Below are 17037 nucleotides of genomic sequence, written 5' to 3' on the forward strand. Positions count from 1 at the left end.
ATTGTCTTACGACACTTAAACGAAATGGCAGAGCAAGCGCCCTGCCAATTTTCGGGGTACAAAATACTAAAGAGCTTCCAGCACCCCGTCAAGACAAAGCCCCGGCTGTCAAGACAGCCGGGGCTTCGGTCAAGGCTTAGTTGCCACTCAGGTTGAGCGCTTCGGCCAGTGCTGCTTCGGCTTCGCTGGCGCTCACACGCTGCGGTTTGCCGAGTTCGCGCTGACGCTTGCGCTCGCTGTGGTAGGCCAGGCCGGTACCGGCCGGGATCAGGCGACCGACCACCACGTTTTCCTTCAGGCCGCGCAGGAAGTCGCGCTTGCCGGTGACCGCCGCCTCGGTGAGGACGCGGGTGGTCTCCTGGAAGGAGGCCGCGGAGATGAACGACTCGGTCGACAGAGAGGCCTTGGTGATACCCAGCAGGACGCGCTCGTACTTGGCCGGGAACTTGTCCACGGTGGCCAGCACTTCGTTCTCTTCCAGCACCTGGACCAGTTCGACCTGGTCGCCCTTGATGAAGGAGGAGTCACCCGACTCGGCCACTTCGACCTTGCGCAGCATCTGCCGCAGGATGGTCTCGATGTGCTTGTCGTTGATCTTCACGCCCTGCAGGCGGTACACGTCCTGGATCTCGTTGACGATGTACTTGGCCAGCGAGCTGACGCCGAGCAGACGCAGGATGTCGTGCGGGTTGCTCGGGCCGTCGGAGATCACTTCGCCACGGCTGACCTGTTCACCTTCGAACACGTTCAGGTGACGCCACTTCGGAATCAGCTCCTCGTACGGATCGGTACCGTCGGTGGGCGTGATGACCAGGCGGCGCTTGCCCTTGGTTTCCTTGCCGAAGGAGATGGTGCCGCTGATTTCCGCCAGGATCGAAGGCTCTTTCGGACGACGCGCCTCGAACAGGTCGGCAACGCGCGGCAGACCACCGGTGATGTCGCGGGTCTTCGACGTTTCCTGCGGGATACGCGCGATAACGTCACCGACACGCACCTTGGCACCGTCGTTCAGGTTGACCAGGGCGTTGGCCGGCAGGAAGTACTGGGCCGGTACGTCGGTACCCGGCAGCAGCAGGTCCTTGCCCGCGGCGTCGATCAGTTTCACGGCCGGACGGATGTCCTTGCCCGAAGCCGGGCGATCCTTCGGATCCATCACCTCGATGTTGGTCAGGCCGGTGAGTTCGTCGGTCTGGCGCTTGACGGTGATGTTCTCTTCCATGCCGGCGAAGGCAACGGTACCGTCCATCTCGGTGACGATCGGGTGGGTGTGCGGGTCCCACTTGGCGACGATGGCGCCCGGGTCGACCTTGTCGCCTTCCTTGACCGAAATCACCGCACCGTACGGCAGCTTGTAGCGCTCGCGCTCGCGACCGAAGTCGTCGGCCACGGCCAGCTCGCCGGAACGCGATACCGCCACCAGCGCGCCGTCGGCACGCTCGACGTGCTTCAGGTTGTGCAGGCGGATGGTGCCGCCGTTCTTGACCTGGACGTTGTCCACGGCGGAGGTCCGGCTGGCCGCACCACCGATGTGGAAGGTACGCATGGTCAGCTGGGTACCCGGCTCACCGATGGACTGGGCGGCGATGACGCCGACCGCTTCACCGATGTTGACGCGGTGGCCACGGGCCAGATCGCGGCCGTAGCACATGGCGCAGATGCCATGGCGGGTTTCGCAGGTGATCGGCGAACGCACCACGACTTCGTCGACGCTCATCTGCTCGAGGAAATCGACCCACTTCTCGTCGATCAGGGTGCCGGCCGGCACGATGACGTCATCGCCACCGGGCTTGAACACGTCACGCGCGATCACGCGGCCGAGCACGCGCTCGCCCAGCGGCTCGACGACGTCGCCGCCTTCGATGTGCGGGGACATGACCAGGCCATGCTCGGTGCCGCAGTCGATCTCGGTAACTACCAGGTCCTGGGCCACGTCGACGAGACGACGGGTCAGGTAACCGGAGTTCGCGGTCTTCAGTGCGGTATCCGCCAGACCTTTACGCGCACCGTGGGTGGAGATGAAGTACTGGAGTACGTTCAGGCCTTCACGGAAGTTCGCGGTGATCGGCGTCTCGATGATCGAGCCGTCCGGCTTGGCCATCAGGCCGCGCATGCCGGCCAGCTGACGGATCTGGGCCGCGGAACCCCGCGCACCGGAGTCCGCCATCATGTACATGGAGTTGAAGGACTCCTGGTCGACTTCCTTGCCCTCGCGGTCGATGACCTTCTCTTTCGAGAGGTTGGCCATCATCGCCTTGGACACTTCGTCGTTGGCCTTCGACCAGAGGTCGATCACCTTGTTGTACTTCTCGCCCTGGGTTACCAGGCCGGAGGCGTACTGGCTCTCGATCTCCTTCACTTCCTCGGTGGCGGCGTTGATGATGCGCGCCTTCTCGTCCGGGATGACGAAGTCGTTCACGCCGATCGACACACCGGAGATGGTCGAGTAGGCGAAGCCGGTGTACATCAGCTGGTCGGCGAAGATGACGGTGTCCTTCAGACCCACCACGCGGTAGCAGTGGTTGATCAGCTTGGAGATCGCCTTCTTCTTCATCGGCTGGTTGACCACGTCGTACGGCAGACCTGCCGGCACGACCTGGAACAGCAGGGCACGGCCGACGGTGGAGTCGACGATGCGGGTGTTGGCGACCAGTACGCCGTCCTCACCCTTGACCTTCTCGTTGATGCGCACTTTCACGCGGGCGTGCAGGGACACCTGGCCGCTGCGGTAGGCGCGGTCGACTTCCTGCAGGTCGGCGAAGGCCATGCCCTCGCCCTTCGCGTTCACGGCTTCACGGGTCATGTAGTACAGACCCATCACCACGTCCTGCGACGGCACGATGATCGGCTCGCCGTTGGCGGGCGAGAGGATGTTGTTGGTGGACATCATCAGCGCGCGCGCTTCCAGCTGGGCCTCGAGGGTCAGCGGGACGTGGACGGCCATCTGGTCACCGTCGAAGTCGGCGTTGTAAGCCGCGCAGACCAGCGGGTGCAGCTGGATCGCCTTGCCTTCGATGAGCACCGGCTCGAACGCCTGGATGCCCAGACGGTGCAGGGTCGGTGCGCGGTTCAGCAGCACGGGGTGTTCGCGGATGACTTCGGCGAGAACGTCCCAGACCTCGGGCAGTTCGCGCTCGACCATTTTCTTCGCGGCCTTGATGGTGGTAGCCATGCCACGGGCTTCGAGCTTGCCGAAGATGAACGGCTTGAACAGCTCGAGGGCCATCTTCTTCGGCAGACCGCACTGGTGCAGGCGCAGGGTCGGGCCGACGGTGATTACCGAACGACCGGAGTAGTCCACGCGCTTGCCGAGCAGGTTCTGACGGAAGCGACCTTGCTTGCCCTTGATCATGTCGGCCAGGGACTTCAGCGGGCGCTTGTTCGAGCCGGTGATGGCGCGACCGCGGCGACCGTTGTCCAGCAGGGCGTCGACGGCTTCCTGCAGCATGCGCTTTTCGTTGCGCACGATGATGTCCGGCGCGGCCAGGTCGAGCAGGCGCTTCAGACGGTTGTTACGGTTGATCACCCGGCGGTACAGATCGTTCAGATCCGAAGTCGCGAAGCGGCCGCCATCCAGCGGAACCAGCGGACGCAGGTCCGGCGGCAGCACCGGCAGGACGGTCAGCACCATCCACTCGGGATGGTTGCCGGAGCCCTGGAAGGCTTCCATCAGCTTCAGGCGCTTGGACAGCTTCTTGATCTTGGTTTCCGAGTTGGTCTGCGGAATCTCTTCGCGCAGGCGGCCGATCTCGTGCTCCAGGTCGATCTGGTTGAGCAGCTCGCGAACCGCCTCGGCGCCCATGCGCGCGTCGAAGTCGTCACCGAACTCTTCGAGGGCTTCGAAGTACTGCTCGTCGTTCAGCAGCTGGCCCTTCTCCAGGGTGGTCATGCCCGGGTCGATCACCACGTAGCTCTCGAAATAGAGCACGCGCTCGATGTCACGCAGGGTCATGTCCAGCAGCAGGCCGATACGGGACGGCAGGGACTTCAGGAACCAGATGTGGGCGACCGGCGAGGCCAGCTCGATGTGGCCCATGCGCTCGCGGCGCACCTTGGCCAGCGCGACTTCGACGCCGCACTTCTCGCAGATCACACCGCGGTGTTTCAGGCGCTTGTACTTACCGCACAGGCACTCGTAGTCCTTCACCGGGCCGAAGATCTTGGCGCAGAACAGGCCATCGCGCTCCGGCTTGAAGGTACGGTAGTTGATGGTCTCCGGCTTCTTAACTTCGCCGAACGACCAGGAACGAATCATCTCGGGCGAGGCCAGACCAATACGGATGGCATCGAACTCCTCGATTTGACCCTGGTTTTTCAACAGATTGAGCAAGTCTTTCAAGGCCTTTCCTCCTCACGGACCCGGTGCGGCGGCTAGCCGCCGCACCGTTTATCGTCACGTGTTATTCGGTTTCCAGTTCGATATCGATGCCGAGCGAGCGGATCTCTTTGATCAGCACGTTGAAGGACTCGGGCATGCCGGCCTCCATGCGGTGATCCCCGTCCACGATGTTCTTGTACATCTTGGTACGGCCGTTCACGTCGTCCGACTTCACGGTCAGCATTTCCTGCAGGGTGTAGGCGGCGCCGTAGGCTTCCAGCGCCCAGACCTCCATCTCCCCGAAACGCTGGCCACCGAACTGCGCCTTGCCACCCAGCGGCTGCTGGGTAACCAGGCTGTAGGAGCCGGTGGAACGTGCGTGCATCTTGTCATCGACCAGGTGGTTCAGTTTGAGCATGTACATGTAGCCGACGGTGGTCGGACGCTCGAACTGGTTGCCGGTGCGGCCGTCGAACAGGCGCATCTGGCCGCTCTCCGGCAGGTCGGCCAGCTTCAGCATGGCCTTGATCTCGCGCTCCTTGGCACCGTCGAACACCGGGGTAGCCATGGGCACGCCGCCCTTGAGGTTGTTGGCCAGCGCGACGATCTCGTTATCGGACAGCTCTTCCAGGCTCTCCTGGCGACCACCGATCTCGTTGTAGATCTCGTTCAGGAACTGGCGCAGCTCGGCGATCTTGCGCTGCTCTTCGAGCATGCGGTTGATCTTCTCGCCCAGGCCCTTGGCCGCGAGGCCCAGGTGGGTTTCGAGGATCTGACCGACGTTCATGCGCGAGGGTACGCCCAGCGGGTTCAGGACGATGTCCACCGGGGTGCCGTTGGCGTCGTGCGGCATGTCCTCGACCGGCATGATCACCGAGACCACACCCTTGTTACCGTGACGGCCGGCCATCTTGTCGCCCGGCTGGATGCGGCGCTTGATGGCGAGGTAGACCTTGACGATCTTCAGCACGCCCGGCGCCAGGTCGTCGCCCTGCTGCAGCTTGCGCTTCTTGTCCTCGAACTTGTCGTCGAGCATCTGACGGCGGTCGCTGAGGTAGGCCTGGGCCTTCTCCAGCTGCTCGTTCAGGGCGTCTTCGGCCATGCGCAGCTTGAACCACTGGCCGCGCTCGAGACCGTCGAGGTACTCGTCGGTGATCTCGGTGCCTTTCTTCAGCGCCGGGCCGCCATCGGCGACGGCGCCGACCAGGGCGGAGCGCAGACGCTCGAAGGTGGCGCCTTCGACGATGCGGAACTCTTCGTTGAGGTCCTTGCGGATCTCGTCCAGCTGCATCTTCTCGATGGACAGGGCGCGACTGTCGCGCTCCACGCCGTCACGGGTGAAGACCTGGACGTCGATCACGGTGCCCTTGGTGCCGGTCGGCACGCGCAGGGAGGTGTCCTTCACGTCGGACGCCTTCTCACCGAAGATCGCGCGCAGCAGCTTCTCTTCCGGCGTCAGCTGGGTCTCGCCTTTCGGGGTGACCTTGCCGACCAGGATGTCGCCAGCCTGCACTTCGGCGCCGACGTAGACGATGCCGGCTTCGTCCAGCTTGTTCAGCGCGGCCTCACCCACGTTCGGGATGTCCGCGGTGATTTCCTCTGGGCCGAGCTTGGTGTCACGGGCAACGCAGGTCAGTTCCTGGATGTGGATCGTGGTGAAACGATCTTCCTGGACCACGCGCTCGGACAGGCAGATGGAGTCTTCGAAGTTGAAGCCGTTCCAGGGCATGAACGCGACGCGCATGTTCTGGCCCAGGGCCAGTTCACCCATGTCGGTGGACGGACCGTCGGCGAGGATGTCGCCGCGGGCGATCACGTCACCCTTGCTGACCAGCGGACGCTGGTTGATGCAGGTGTTCTGGTTGGAACGGGTGTACTTGGTCAGGTTGTAGATGTCGACGCCGGCTTCGCCGGTCTCGACTTCGTCGTCCGCCACGCGCACCACGATACGGCTGGCGTCGACCGAGTCGATCACGCCACCGCGGCGAGCCACGACGCAGACACCGGAGTCACGGGCGACGTTGCGCTCCATGCCGGTACCTACCAGCGGCTTGTCGGCGCGCAGGGTCGGAACGGCCTGACGCTGCATGTTCGAACCCATGAGCGCACGGTTGGCGTCGTCGTGCTCGAGGAACGGGATCAGCGAGGCAGCGACGGAAACGACCTGCTTCGGCGAAACGTCCATGAGGGTGACGTCTTCCGGCGCCTTCACGGTGAATTCGTTCAGGTGACGTACGGCGACCAGCTCGTCGATCAGATGGCCCTGCTCGTCCAGGGTCGCGGACGCCTGGGCGATCACGTGGTCGGCCTCTTCGATAGCGGAGAGGAACACGATCTCGTCGCTGACCAGGCCTTCCTTCACCACGCGGTACGGGCTTTCCAGGAAGCCGTACTTGTTGGTGCGGGCGTAGGTCGCCAGGGAGTTGATCAGACCGATGTTCGGACCTTCAGGGGTTTCGATCGGGCACACGCGGCCGTAGTGGGTCGGGTGTACGTCACGAACCTCGAAGCCCGCGCGCTCACGGGTCAGACCGCCCGGGCCGAGTGCGGAGACACGGCGCTTGTGGGTGATCTCGGAGAGCGGGTTGTTCTGGTCCATGAACTGCGACAGCTGGCTGGAGCCGAAGAACTCCTTGATCGCGGCGGCCACCGGCTTGGCGTTGATCAGGTCCTGCGGCATCAGGCCTTCGCTTTCGGCCATGGACAGGCGTTCCTTGACCGCGCGCTCGACACGCACCAGGCCCACGCGGAACTGGTTCTCGGCCATCTCGCCGACGCAACGGACGCGACGGTTGCCCAGGTGGTCGATGTCGTCGACGATGCCCTTGCCGTTACGGATGTCGACCAGGGTACGCAGTACGTCGACGATGTCTTCCTTGCTCAGCACGCCCGGACCTTCGATCTCGCTGCGGCCGATACGGCGGTTGAACTTCATGCGGCCGACGGCGGACAGGTCGTAGCGCTCGGCGCTGAAGAACAGGTTGCCGAACAGGGTCTCGGCGGCTTCCTTGGTCGGCGGCTCGCCCGGGCGCATCATGCGGTAGATCTCGACCAGGGCTTCGAGCTGGTTGCCGGTGGAGTCGATCTTCAGGGTGTCGGAGATGAACGGGCCGCAGTCGATGTCGTTGGTGTACAGGGTTTCCAGGCACACGACCTGGGCCTTGGCGATCTTCGCCAGGACGTCGACGGACAGCTCGGTGTTGCACTCGGCGATGATCTCGCCGGTAGCCGGGTGCACGACAGCCTTGGCCACGGTACGGCCAATGAGGTAGTCGAAGGGCACTTCCAGCTCTTTGATGCCAGCCTTTTCCAGCTGGTTGATGTGGCGTGCGGTGATACGGCGGCCCGCTTCGACGATGACCTTGCCGGCGGCATCCTTGATGTCGAAGCTGGCGATTTCGCCGCGCAGACGCTGCGGCACCAGTTCCAGACGCAGACCTTCGCCTTTGATGTGGTAGACGTTGGTCGCGTAGAAGGCATCGAGGATCTCCTCGGTGCTATAGCCCAGCGCGCGCAGCAGGACGGACGCCGGCAGCTTGCGGCGACGGTCGATACGGACGAACACGCAGTCCTTCGGATCGAACTCGAAGTCCAGCCAGGAACCGCGGTAGGGAATGATGCGCGCGGAGTACAGCAGCTTGCCGGAGCTGTGGGTCTTGCCACGGTCGTGGTCGAAGAACACACCCGGGGAACGGTGCAGCTGGGAAACGATGACGCGCTCGGTACCGTTGATGATGAAGGTACCGTTCTCGGTCATCAGGGGGATTTCCCCCATGTAGACTTCCTGTTCCTTGATGTCCTTGATCGCTTTGCTCGACGACTCTTTGTCGAAGATGATCAGGCGCACTTTCACCCGCAGCGGGACGGCGAAGGTCACACCGCGCAGCACGCACTCCTTGACGTCGAAGGCCGGCTCACCCAGGCGATAACCGACGTATTCCAGGGCAGCATTGCCGGAATAGCTGATAATCGGGAAAACGGACTTGAAGGCCGCATGCAGACCGATGTCGCGGATCTGATCCTTGCTTGCACCTGCCTGCAGGAATTCGCGATAGGAATCCAGCTGGATGGCCAGCAAATACGGCACATCCATGACGTCCGGCAACTTGCTAAAGTCCTTGCGGATACGTTTTTTCTCAGTGTATGAGTAAGCCATCAGCGTTCCCCAGCTTGGTCACCTGCTTGTTTGGCCTCTCCCACGGGAGCAGCCGAAAAATCGTGCAAACCTGGCGTTTGCGCCACCCCTGAGGGTGGGAGTTTTCCGTTATGGGAGGGAGCCTGTCGGCACCCCACCCAGAACGGAAAAAGGCCGGTGGCAAAAGCCACCAGCCATCAGCCTGTCGCTTGACGCTCGGGCTGTAGACGCAAGGGGCGAGCTTACTTGAGCTCGACCTTGGCGCCAGCTTCTTCCAGGGCTTTCTTGGCAGCTTCGGCCTCTTCTTTCGAAGCGCCTTCCTTGACCACGCCCGGGGCGCCGTCAACGACAGCCTTGGCTTCTTTCAGGCCCAGGCCGGTCAGTTCACGAACGACCTTGATCACGTTCACTTTCTTGTCGCCGGCTTCGGCCAGGACGATGGTGAACTCGGTCTGCTCTTCGGCAGCGGCAGCGGCAACAGCCGGGCCAGCGGCAACAGCGGCAGCAGCGGTAACGCCGAACTTCTCTTCCATCGCCTTGATCAGTTCAACGATCTGCATGACGGACATTTCGGATACGGCGTTGATGATGTCTTCGTTGGTCAGAGCCATGACTCTAATTCCTGTATTGGGTGACGGCGCTCGCGCCATCGATTAAACAAAAAAGGTTTGAAAGCTACCGGTTGCCTTAGGCTGCGGCGGCTTCTTTCTGGTCACGAATTGCCGCCAGAGTACGAGCCAGCTTGCTGGTAGCGCCTTGGATCACGCTCATCAGCTGTGCAACGGCTTCGTTGTAGGTCGGCAGGGTTGCCAGAACGTCGATCTGATTGGCTGCGAGGAATTGACCCTCGAACGCGGCCGCCTTGATCTCGAACTTGTCCTGACCCTTGGCGAACTCCTTGAAGATACGAGCGGCAGCGCCCGGATGTTCGTTGGAGAAAGCGATCAGGGTCGGGCCCTTGAACGTGTCGTTGAGCACTTCGAACTGAGTGCCTTCAACGGCGCGCTTGAGCAGGGTGTTGCGTACGACTTTCACGTACACACCAGCTGCGCGGGCCTCTTTACGGAGTCCGGTCATTGCGCCGACGGTCACGCCACGGGCATCAGCCACGACAGCGGACAGACCGGCTTTGGCAGCCTCGTTGACTTCAGCGACGATGGCCTTCTTGTCTTCGAGTTTGATTGCCACGGGTTTACTCCTGGATGTTACCGATACGTCCAGCCGGAGCCGGACGGCGTTTTGGTGTCTGATTCGGTCAACGAATCGGGAGCACCATCTGCGTAGGCTTGTGGTTTAAGGCTTGCGCCGCCTACGGTCTTGGACAGCCCCCGCCAGGCAGGGACCCCAATACCTGCGGGTGATGGGCCAGGCCCACCACCCGACTTTGTCTTATCAGCCTTCCAGGGAAGCCTGATCGATCTGCAGACCCGGGCCCATGGTGGTGCTCAGGGTCACGCGCTGAACGTACACGCCCTTGGAGGAGGCGGGCTTCAGGCGCTTCAGGTCAGCCAGCAGAGCTTCGACGTTCTGCTTCAGCTTGACCGGCTCGAAATCGATCTTGCCAACGGAGGCGTGGATGATGCCGTTCTTGTCGGTACGGAAGCGAACCTGACCAGCCTTGGCGTTCTTCACGGCAGTGGCTACGTCCGGGGTCACGGTACCGACCTTCGGGTTCGGCATCAGGCCGCGCGGGCCGAGAACCTGGCCCAGTTGACCAACGACGCGCATCGCGTCCGGGGAGGCGATGACCACGTCGTAGCTCAGGTCACCAGCCTTCATTTCGGCAGCCAGCTCGTCCATGCCGACCTTGTCGGCGCCTGCAGCCAGAGCGGCTTCGGCAGCCGGGCCCTGGGTGAAGACGGCGACGCGGACGCTCTTGCCGGTGCCGTTCGGCAGAACGGTGGCGCCACGAACGACCTGGTCGGATTTACGCGGATCGACGCCCAGGTTGATGGCGATGTCCACGGACTCCTTGAACTTGATGGTCGACAGCTCGGCCAGCAGTTTGGCGGCGTCTTCGAAACCGTATTGCTTGCCGGCCTCGATTTTCTCGGCGATAGCCTTTTGGCGCTTGGTCAGCTTAGCCATTACACACCCTCCACGTTGAGGCCCATGCTACGCGCGGAACCGGCGATGGTACGCACGGCCGCATCCAGGTCAGCTGCGGTCAGATCGGCCTGCTTGGCCTTGGCGATCTCTTCCAGCTGAGCACGGGTAACGGTGCCCACTTTCTGGCTGTTCGGGCGACTGGAACCGCTGCTGATGCCAGCAGCTTTCTTCAGCAGCACGGAGGCCGGGGTGCTCTTGGTTTCAAAGGTGAAGCTGCGGTCGCTGTAAACGGTGATGATCACCGGAGTCGGCAGACCGGGCTCCATGCCCTGGGTCTTGGCGTTGAACGCCTTGCAGAACTCCATGATGTTCACGCCGTGCTGACCCAGAGCCGGACCAACCGGCGGCGACGGGTTGGCTTGACCAGCCTTGACCTGCAGCTTGATGTAAGCCTGAATTTTCTTAGCCATGTGCTACTCCAGTTACGGGTTCTAGCGCCCCAAGGGCTCCCCGGTTGCTTTCGCGTTTATCCCAATGACGACAAAACCCCGCAGCCTTTGGCTGCGGGGTGGGGGATGCGTTGTGCCGGTCAGACTTTCTCGACCTGGCTGAACTCCAGCTCCACCGGGGTGGAGCGACCGAAAATGAGCACCGCGACCTGGATCCGGCTCTTTTCGTAGTTGACCTCTTCGACCACGCCATTGAAGTCCGCGAAGGGACCGTCGATGACGCGAACGGTTTCGCCCGGCTCGAAGAGCGTCTTCGGCTTGGGCTTGTCGCCACTGTCGGCGACGCGACGCAGGATGGCCTCGGCCTCCTTGTCGGTGATCGGAGCCGGCTTGTCGGCGGTACCGCCGATGAAGCCCATGACGCGAGGAGTGTCCTTGACCAGGTGCCAGGTACCCTCGTTCATCTCCATCTGGACCAGCACATAGCCGGGGAAGAACTTGCGCTCGCTCTTGCGCTTCTGGCCGTTACGCATCTCCACGACTTCTTCCGTGGGAACCAGAATCTCGCCGAACTCGTCTTCCATGCCGGCCAGCTTGACCCGCTCGATCAGCGAGCGCATGACATGCTTCTCGTAACCCGAGTAGGCATGCACAACGTACCAACGCTTAGCCACGGAACACCCTTAACCTACGATCATGGAAACCAACCAACCCAGCAGGGAGTCGAGCCCCCACAGCAGCAGCGCCATAACCAGCACTACCGCGACCACGATCATGGTGGTCTGAGTCGTTTCTTGGCGAGTCGGCCATACGACCTTGCGAATCTCGGCACGCGCTTCTTTCGCCAGGGTGAAGAAGGCACGACCCTTGATGGTCTGCAGCGCCACGAAACCAGCGACAGCCGCCAGAACCAGGATACCGAGCACGCGATAAAGGAGCGGTTGAGCGGAGTAATACTGGTTGGCGACGACGCCGACCACGACAACCACTGCGACCAAGAGCCACTTCAAGATATCGAAACGCGACTCTTTGGCTTCTGCCTTCGCATTCATCTGCTGGGAATCCCGTTGAAGAAATGCCAAATTCCGTCGAGAAATTTGGCAGGCCAGGAGGGAATCGAACCCCCAACCTGCGGTTTTGGAGACCGCCGCTCTGCCAATTGAGCTACTGGCCTAGAACAAAGTCAGGCCGACCATTATGCCGGCCTGAGAGGGAAAGATCAATCGATTATTCGATGATCTTGGCAACCACGCCGGCGCCAACGGTACGGCCGCCTTCGCGAATCGCGAAGCGCAGGCCGTCTTCCATGGCGATCGGGGCGATCAGGGTGACGGTCATCTTGACGTTGTCACCCGGCATTACCATCTCGACGCCTTCCGGCAGTTCGCAGTTGCCGGTCACGTCGGTGGTACGGAAGTAGAACTGCGGACGGTAACCCTTGAAGAACGGGGTGTGACGACCACCTTCTTCCTTGGACAGCACGTACACTTCGCACTCGAACTTGGTGTGCGGCTTGATGGTGCCCGGCTTGGCCAGAACCTGGCCACGCTCTACGTCTTCACGCTTGGTGCCGCGCAGCAGGACGCCGACGTTCTCGCCAGCACGACCTTCGTCGAGCAGCTTGCGGAACATTTCAACGCCGGTGCAGGTGGTCTTGGTGGTCGGACGGATGCCGACGATTTCCACTTCTTCCTGGACCTTGACGATACCGCGCTCGACACGACCGGTCACCACGGTGCCACGGCCGGAGATCGAGAACACGTCTTCGATCGGCATCAGGAAGGGCTGGTCGATGGCACGAACCGGCTCGGGGATGTAGGAGTCCAGGGTTTCTACCAGCTTGCGCACGGCGGAAACGCCCATCTCGTTGTCGTCCTGGCCGTTCAGGGCCATCAGCGCGGAGCCAACGACGATCGGGGTGTCATCGCCCGGGAAGTCGTAGGTGTTCAGCAGGTCGCGAACTTCCATCTCGACCAGTTCCAGCAGCTCGGCGTCGTCGACCATGTCGGCCTTGTTCAGGAACACGACGATGTAGGGAACGCCTACCTGACGGGACAGCAGGATGTGCTCGCGGGTCTGCGGCATGGGGCCGTCGGCAGCCGAGCAAACCAGGATCGCGCCGTCCATCTGGGCAGCACCGGTGATCATGTTCTTCACGTAGTCGGCGTGGCCCGGGCAGTCTACGTGAGCGTAGTGGCGTACCGGCGAGTCGTATTCGACGTGCGAAGTGTTGATGGTGATACCACGAGCTTTCTCTTCCGGCGCGTTATCGATCTGGTCGAAGGCGCGAGCAGAGCCACCCCAGGTCTCGGAGCAGACCTTGGTCAGAGCAGCGGTCAGAGTGGTCTTACCGTGGTCGACGTGGCCGATGGTACCGACGTTGACGTGCGGTTTATTACGTTCAAACTTCTCTTTAGCCATTTTGACCGTCTCCCACTAGGAATTGAGAAAGCCGTATCACCGATAAAACAAAGGCAGATACTTTCATATCTGCCTTTGTTAAGTGGAGCTCATGAGCGGATTTGAACCGCTGACCTCACCCTTACCAAGGGTGTGCTCTACCAGCTGAGCTACATGAGCAAACATAAGCAGCAAGTCTGGAGCGGGTAGCGGGAATCGAACCCGCATCATCAGCTTGGAAGGCTGAGGTTCTACCACTGAACTATACCCGCGGAGCCTGACGCTCACGCTTGAAACTGGTGGAGGGGGAAGGATTCGAACCTTCGAAGTCTGAGACGTCAGATTTACAGTCTGATCCCTTTGGCCGCTCGGGAACCCCTCCGAGTGAGGCGGCATTCTACAGAGTGCCACCGCGTTGTCAACAGTTTTTTCTTTAAAAACTTGAGCTTAGCTCTTCGACAACGGCTTCTAGAAATTCCCCTTTCAGGTCCCCCCTTCGAAGCGGGCGCCATTCTATGCAAACTATTCGGCGGTTGCAACGCTTTTGCACGGCATTGTTTGCCTTTGCAATTCAGGGAAGTCCACGACCAGCTGACGCAGCAGACTGTCGTCCGCCAGGCGCCGACTCTCGGGGGCGACCTGTACCCAGAACTCATGGCGGTTGCGCCCCAACTCCCGCACCAGGGCGTCGTACCCGGCGGCCTTCAGGCGCTCGACGACCCCGTCGGCCGAATCCTTGCGCTGGAATATTCCCAGGGAAATGCCGTCAGCGAGGTCACCCTCGGTGATGATGTAGCTGTCGATCTTGCGCGCCTGCAGTTCGCGCAGCTGCCAGAGCGAGGCCTGGCGCGACGCCAGGGGCGGCAGGTAGACCCAGTAGTCGGTCCCGGCGGCGGCGTCGACCTTCTGCCGGCTCACGTGCATGTCGAGGCTGGTGAGGCGCTGCTCGAGCGCCCTGGCCCGGTTCTCGTCGGAGAAGGGGCCGAAATAGAGGCATGCGCTCTCCTGCGCCGGCGGCGCCGCGGCCGCCTCCGACTGGCGCCGCTGCGCGGACTCCGGCGACTCGCTGAGCAGGCGGATGTTCTTCTGCTCGCTGCGGTACAGGCTCAGGGGCGCGATCTCCTTCGCCCGCAGGGGCGTCTGCTGCTGATGCCAGATGAAGTAGAAGGCGTTCAGCACCAGGAGGAACAGAAAGAACCAACGCATGAGGGGCACTACTCCAGCGGGCAGGCGATGGCCAGCCCGGTAAAGACCAGGTCGGGCAGGATCCGCGCCTGGGGCAGTTCGTCCTTGACCAACTCGGCATCTCCACCGGTGAGGAACACGGCGCAGTCGCCGCCGAGCAGCTCGCGGGCCAGGTGATATTGCTCGCGCACGAAACCACGCAGCATCAGCAGGCAGCCCCGCTCCACCGCCTCGGCGGTCTCACGCCCCGGCGACAGCCCCTGCAGGGCTTCGCGAGCTGCAGCGTCGTCGTAGCGGATACGCCGGGTATGGGTGCGCAACTGGCTGCGCATCAAGGGCATGCCCGGGCAGATATAGCCCCCAGGTGCTGCCCGGCCGCATCCACCAGGTCGGAGGTGACCGCGGTGCCCAGGTCCAGCACTAGGCACGCACCGCCCGCCAGCTTGTAGCCGGCCACCAGGGCCACCCAGCGATCCAGGCCGAGCCGCTGGTATTCGCGATAGCCATTGCGGACGCCGGCCAGGACCTCGGCCGGTTGCGCGATGCTGGCGGCTATGCCGAAAGCGTCATTCAACGCCTGCACGAGCGATGCCGTTTCCTGCTCACTCCGCACGCTGACCAGGCGGCAATGACGCAGCGCGAGCCCCTCGCAGCCACACAGCCGCTCGAGCAGCGCGGCGTCGGAGTCCGCGACGCCGAAGGCTACGGTCGTCAGCCCCGCGACGCGGATCACCCGCCATTTGATCAGGCTATTGCCACAGTCCAGTTCAAGAATCATCAGACAACCTCAGGCTCAACTCGCCCCCGCTGAAGCGGATTTCCACGCCATCGACCTCGAGGCGCAACGCCCCCTGCTCGTCGATCCCCAGCGTACGGCCGACGATACGTTTGGCAGCGGTCGAAAGCACGACATCGCGCCCCTGCCACAGATGGAAGGACTCCCACTCCCGCTGGCTGGCCGCGAAGCCCTGTTCGCGATGACGAGCCAGGTGCCACTCCAGCTCCTTGCTCAGCGCGGCGAGCAGTTCGTTGCGATCCACCGGACGCCCCGCAGCTTCGCGCAAGGACGTCCAGGGCTGGTCGATACCTTCCGCCGCGCGCATGTTCACATTGATGCCGATGCCGATGGCCACGCTGCACAGGTCCGCAGGGTCGCCGGTCAACTCCAGGAGGATGCCGGCCAGCTTCTTGCCGTCGAGCAGAATGTCGTTCGGCCACTTCAGGCCGACACCGGCAATACCGAGCGACTGGATGGCGCGTACCACGGCAAGGCCGACGACCAGGCTCAACCCCTCCAGCTCCTTGGGCCCACCCCTCACGGAGATGCCAAGGGTGCAATAAAGGTTGGCACCGAACGGGCTCACCCAGGCGCGCCCACGCCGCCCCCGCCCCGCCGTCTGCCGCTCGGCCACTATGGCGAAGGGCGTGGCGGCGCCAGCATCCAGGCGGCGCATGACTTCGGCATTGGTCGAGTCGACCGAGAACAGCACGTCCAGCGGCCAGGGTGCCCCCACCCGCTGCGGCTCGATGGCCATCAGCGGCTCCGCCAGGCGATAGCCGCGACCGCGCACGGACTGCACTTCCAGCCCGAACTCGCTCTCCAGGCCCTGCAGGCGCTTCCAGACGGCACTGCGACTGACACCCAGCGCCGCCCCCAGCTCCTCACCGGAATGGAATCGACCATCGCCCAGCAATTTCAGCAATGTCTGCATATCGCGTCCCGCCACAATAAGGCACGCATGATATAGAGGCGCTTTCCGCTTGCCTATGCACTAGCGGCGAGCGAAACGACGGGAGACGCCCGGAATCGGGCAATGGGCCGGATAGAAATCGGAAAGACCGGAAGCAGGAGGAGCCGCTGCTGCTCCTGCAGGGTGAATAACCGTTCGCAGTTATCCGCCGGTGGCGTTGGCGCAGGGGCTCGATGGCGGATAACGCTTGGGGCGTTATGCGCCCTACGATGATTGCCGGCAGCAGCGATATTTCGGTCAGACGTAGGGCGAATAACCGTTCGCGGTTATCCGCCGGTGGACTTGCGGCATCGCCGGCCTGCCGGCCGGATCGCGGACGGAGTCCGCTCCTACGGGCACATGGCGCACAGAGTAACTGTAGGAGCGGGCCCTGCCCGCGATTCGCGCGCAGGGCGCGCTCCTACAGGGGAAGCCGGAGGTGGGCATGGCGTAGGAGCGGACCTTGTCCGCGATTGGTTTTCCCCGCGCCAAAGCAAAACCCCCGACCAGCCAGGCTGATCAGGGGTTTTGGGATAGGTGCTTGACGATGACCTACTCTCACATGGGGAAACCCCACACTACCATCGGCGATGCGTCGTTTCACTACTGAGTTCGGGATGGGATCAGGTGGTTCCAACGCTCTATGGTCGTCAAGCAATTCTTTCGGATGCTCGTGGCTTGCGCTCACGCTCATCCCGATTCGGGTATGTGACAGGTATTTGCGGTTCTCACGAACTTTCGGTTCGTCGACTTCACCGTCCAACACACAAATTG

General features: G+C 62.5%; 11 protein-coding genes, 4 tRNA genes, 1 rRNA gene and 1 pseudogene. All 17 read right to left on the minus strand.

Annotated features, from left to right (window positions below; translation table 11 throughout):
• Nucleotides 1-136: 136 nt before the first annotated feature.
• Nucleotides 137-4336: a DNA-directed RNA polymerase subunit beta' gene (gene rpoC, locus PKO50_RS27500; RefSeq protein ID WP_109935919.1), complete on the minus strand. Its 4200-nt coding sequence runs from the start codon at nucleotides 4334-4336 to the stop codon at nucleotides 137-139.
• Nucleotides 4337-4397: 61 nt separating this feature from the next.
• Nucleotides 4398-8471, minus strand: a complete 4074-nt coding sequence (gene rpoB, locus PKO50_RS27505) for a DNA-directed RNA polymerase subunit beta (RefSeq protein WP_275627803.1) — start codon at nucleotides 8469-8471, stop codon at nucleotides 4398-4400.
• Between the two features lie 221 nt (nucleotides 8472-8692).
• The gene (gene rplL / locus PKO50_RS27510) at nucleotides 8693-9061 is read right to left on the minus strand and encodes a 50S ribosomal protein L7/L12 (protein WP_009617125.1); all 369 of its coding nucleotides are present in this window, start codon (nucleotides 9059-9061) and stop codon (nucleotides 8693-8695) included.
• A gap of 76 nt (nucleotides 9062-9137) precedes the next feature.
• Entirely contained in the window at nucleotides 9138-9638 is a 501-nt protein-coding gene (gene rplJ, locus PKO50_RS27515; protein ID WP_009617123.1) for a 50S ribosomal protein L10, read from the minus strand.
• Nucleotides 9639-9842: 204 nt separating this feature from the next.
• Nucleotides 9843-10538, minus strand: coding sequence for a 50S ribosomal protein L1 (gene rplA, locus PKO50_RS27520; RefSeq protein WP_074986520.1), 696 nt, complete (start codon nucleotides 10536-10538; stop codon nucleotides 9843-9845).
• On the minus strand, nucleotides 10538-10969 hold the full coding sequence (rplK, locus tag PKO50_RS27525; RefSeq protein ID WP_089393447.1) for a 50S ribosomal protein L11: 432 nt from the start codon (nucleotides 10967-10969) through the stop codon (nucleotides 10538-10540). Before rplK ends, rplA begins: the two co-directional genes overlap by 1 nt.
• 119 nt (nucleotides 10970-11088) lie before the next feature.
• The gene (gene nusG, locus PKO50_RS27530) at nucleotides 11089-11622 is read right to left on the minus strand and encodes a transcription termination/antitermination protein NusG (protein ID WP_009617117.1); all 534 of its coding nucleotides are present in this window, start codon (nucleotides 11620-11622) and stop codon (nucleotides 11089-11091) included.
• A 9-nt stretch (nucleotides 11623-11631) separates the two neighbouring features.
• Complete coding sequence (gene secE, locus PKO50_RS27535) at nucleotides 11632-12000, minus strand: preprotein translocase subunit SecE (RefSeq protein ID WP_275627804.1); 369 nt, start codon at nucleotides 11998-12000, stop codon at nucleotides 11632-11634.
• Nucleotides 12001-12046: 46 nt separating this feature from the next.
• Nucleotides 12047-12122, minus strand: a tRNA-Trp gene (locus tag PKO50_RS27540).
• 53 nt (nucleotides 12123-12175) lie between these two features.
• A complete protein-coding gene (tuf, locus tag PKO50_RS27545; RefSeq protein WP_109935920.1) occupies nucleotides 12176-13369 on the minus strand; it encodes an elongation factor Tu in 1194 nt (397 codons plus the stop codon).
• Nucleotides 13370-13452: 83 nt separating this feature from the next.
• Nucleotides 13453-13528, minus strand: a tRNA-Thr gene (locus PKO50_RS27550).
• Between the two features lie 18 nt (nucleotides 13529-13546).
• A tRNA-Gly gene (locus PKO50_RS27555) sits at nucleotides 13547-13620 on the minus strand.
• Nucleotides 13621-13645: 25 nt separating this feature from the next.
• Nucleotides 13646-13730, minus strand: a tRNA-Tyr gene (locus PKO50_RS27560).
• A gap of 140 nt (nucleotides 13731-13870) precedes the next feature.
• Nucleotides 13871-14554: an SPOR domain-containing protein gene (locus tag PKO50_RS27565; RefSeq protein ID WP_275627805.1), complete on the minus strand. Its 684-nt coding sequence runs from the start codon at nucleotides 14552-14554 to the stop codon at nucleotides 13871-13873.
• 8 nt (nucleotides 14555-14562) lie between these two features.
• Nucleotides 14563-15311 (minus strand): annotated as a pseudogene (locus PKO50_RS27570) (pantothenate kinase).
• Entirely contained in the window at nucleotides 15301-16245 is a 945-nt protein-coding gene (gene birA, locus PKO50_RS27575) for a bifunctional biotin--[acetyl-CoA-carboxylase] ligase/biotin operon repressor BirA (RefSeq protein ID WP_275627806.1), read from the minus strand. The pseudogene PKO50_RS27570 and the gene birA overlap by 11 nt, the downstream one beginning before the upstream one ends.
• Nucleotides 16246-16802: 557 nt before the next feature.
• Nucleotides 16803-16918 (minus strand): 5S ribosomal RNA (gene rrf, locus PKO50_RS27580).
• Nucleotides 16919-17037: the final 119 nt, after the last annotated feature.

The sequence above is a fragment of the Pseudomonas sp. 273 genome, assembly GCF_029201425.1.
Taxonomy (GTDB): Bacteria; Pseudomonadota; Gammaproteobacteria; order Pseudomonadales; family Pseudomonadaceae; genus Pseudomonas; species Pseudomonas delhiensis.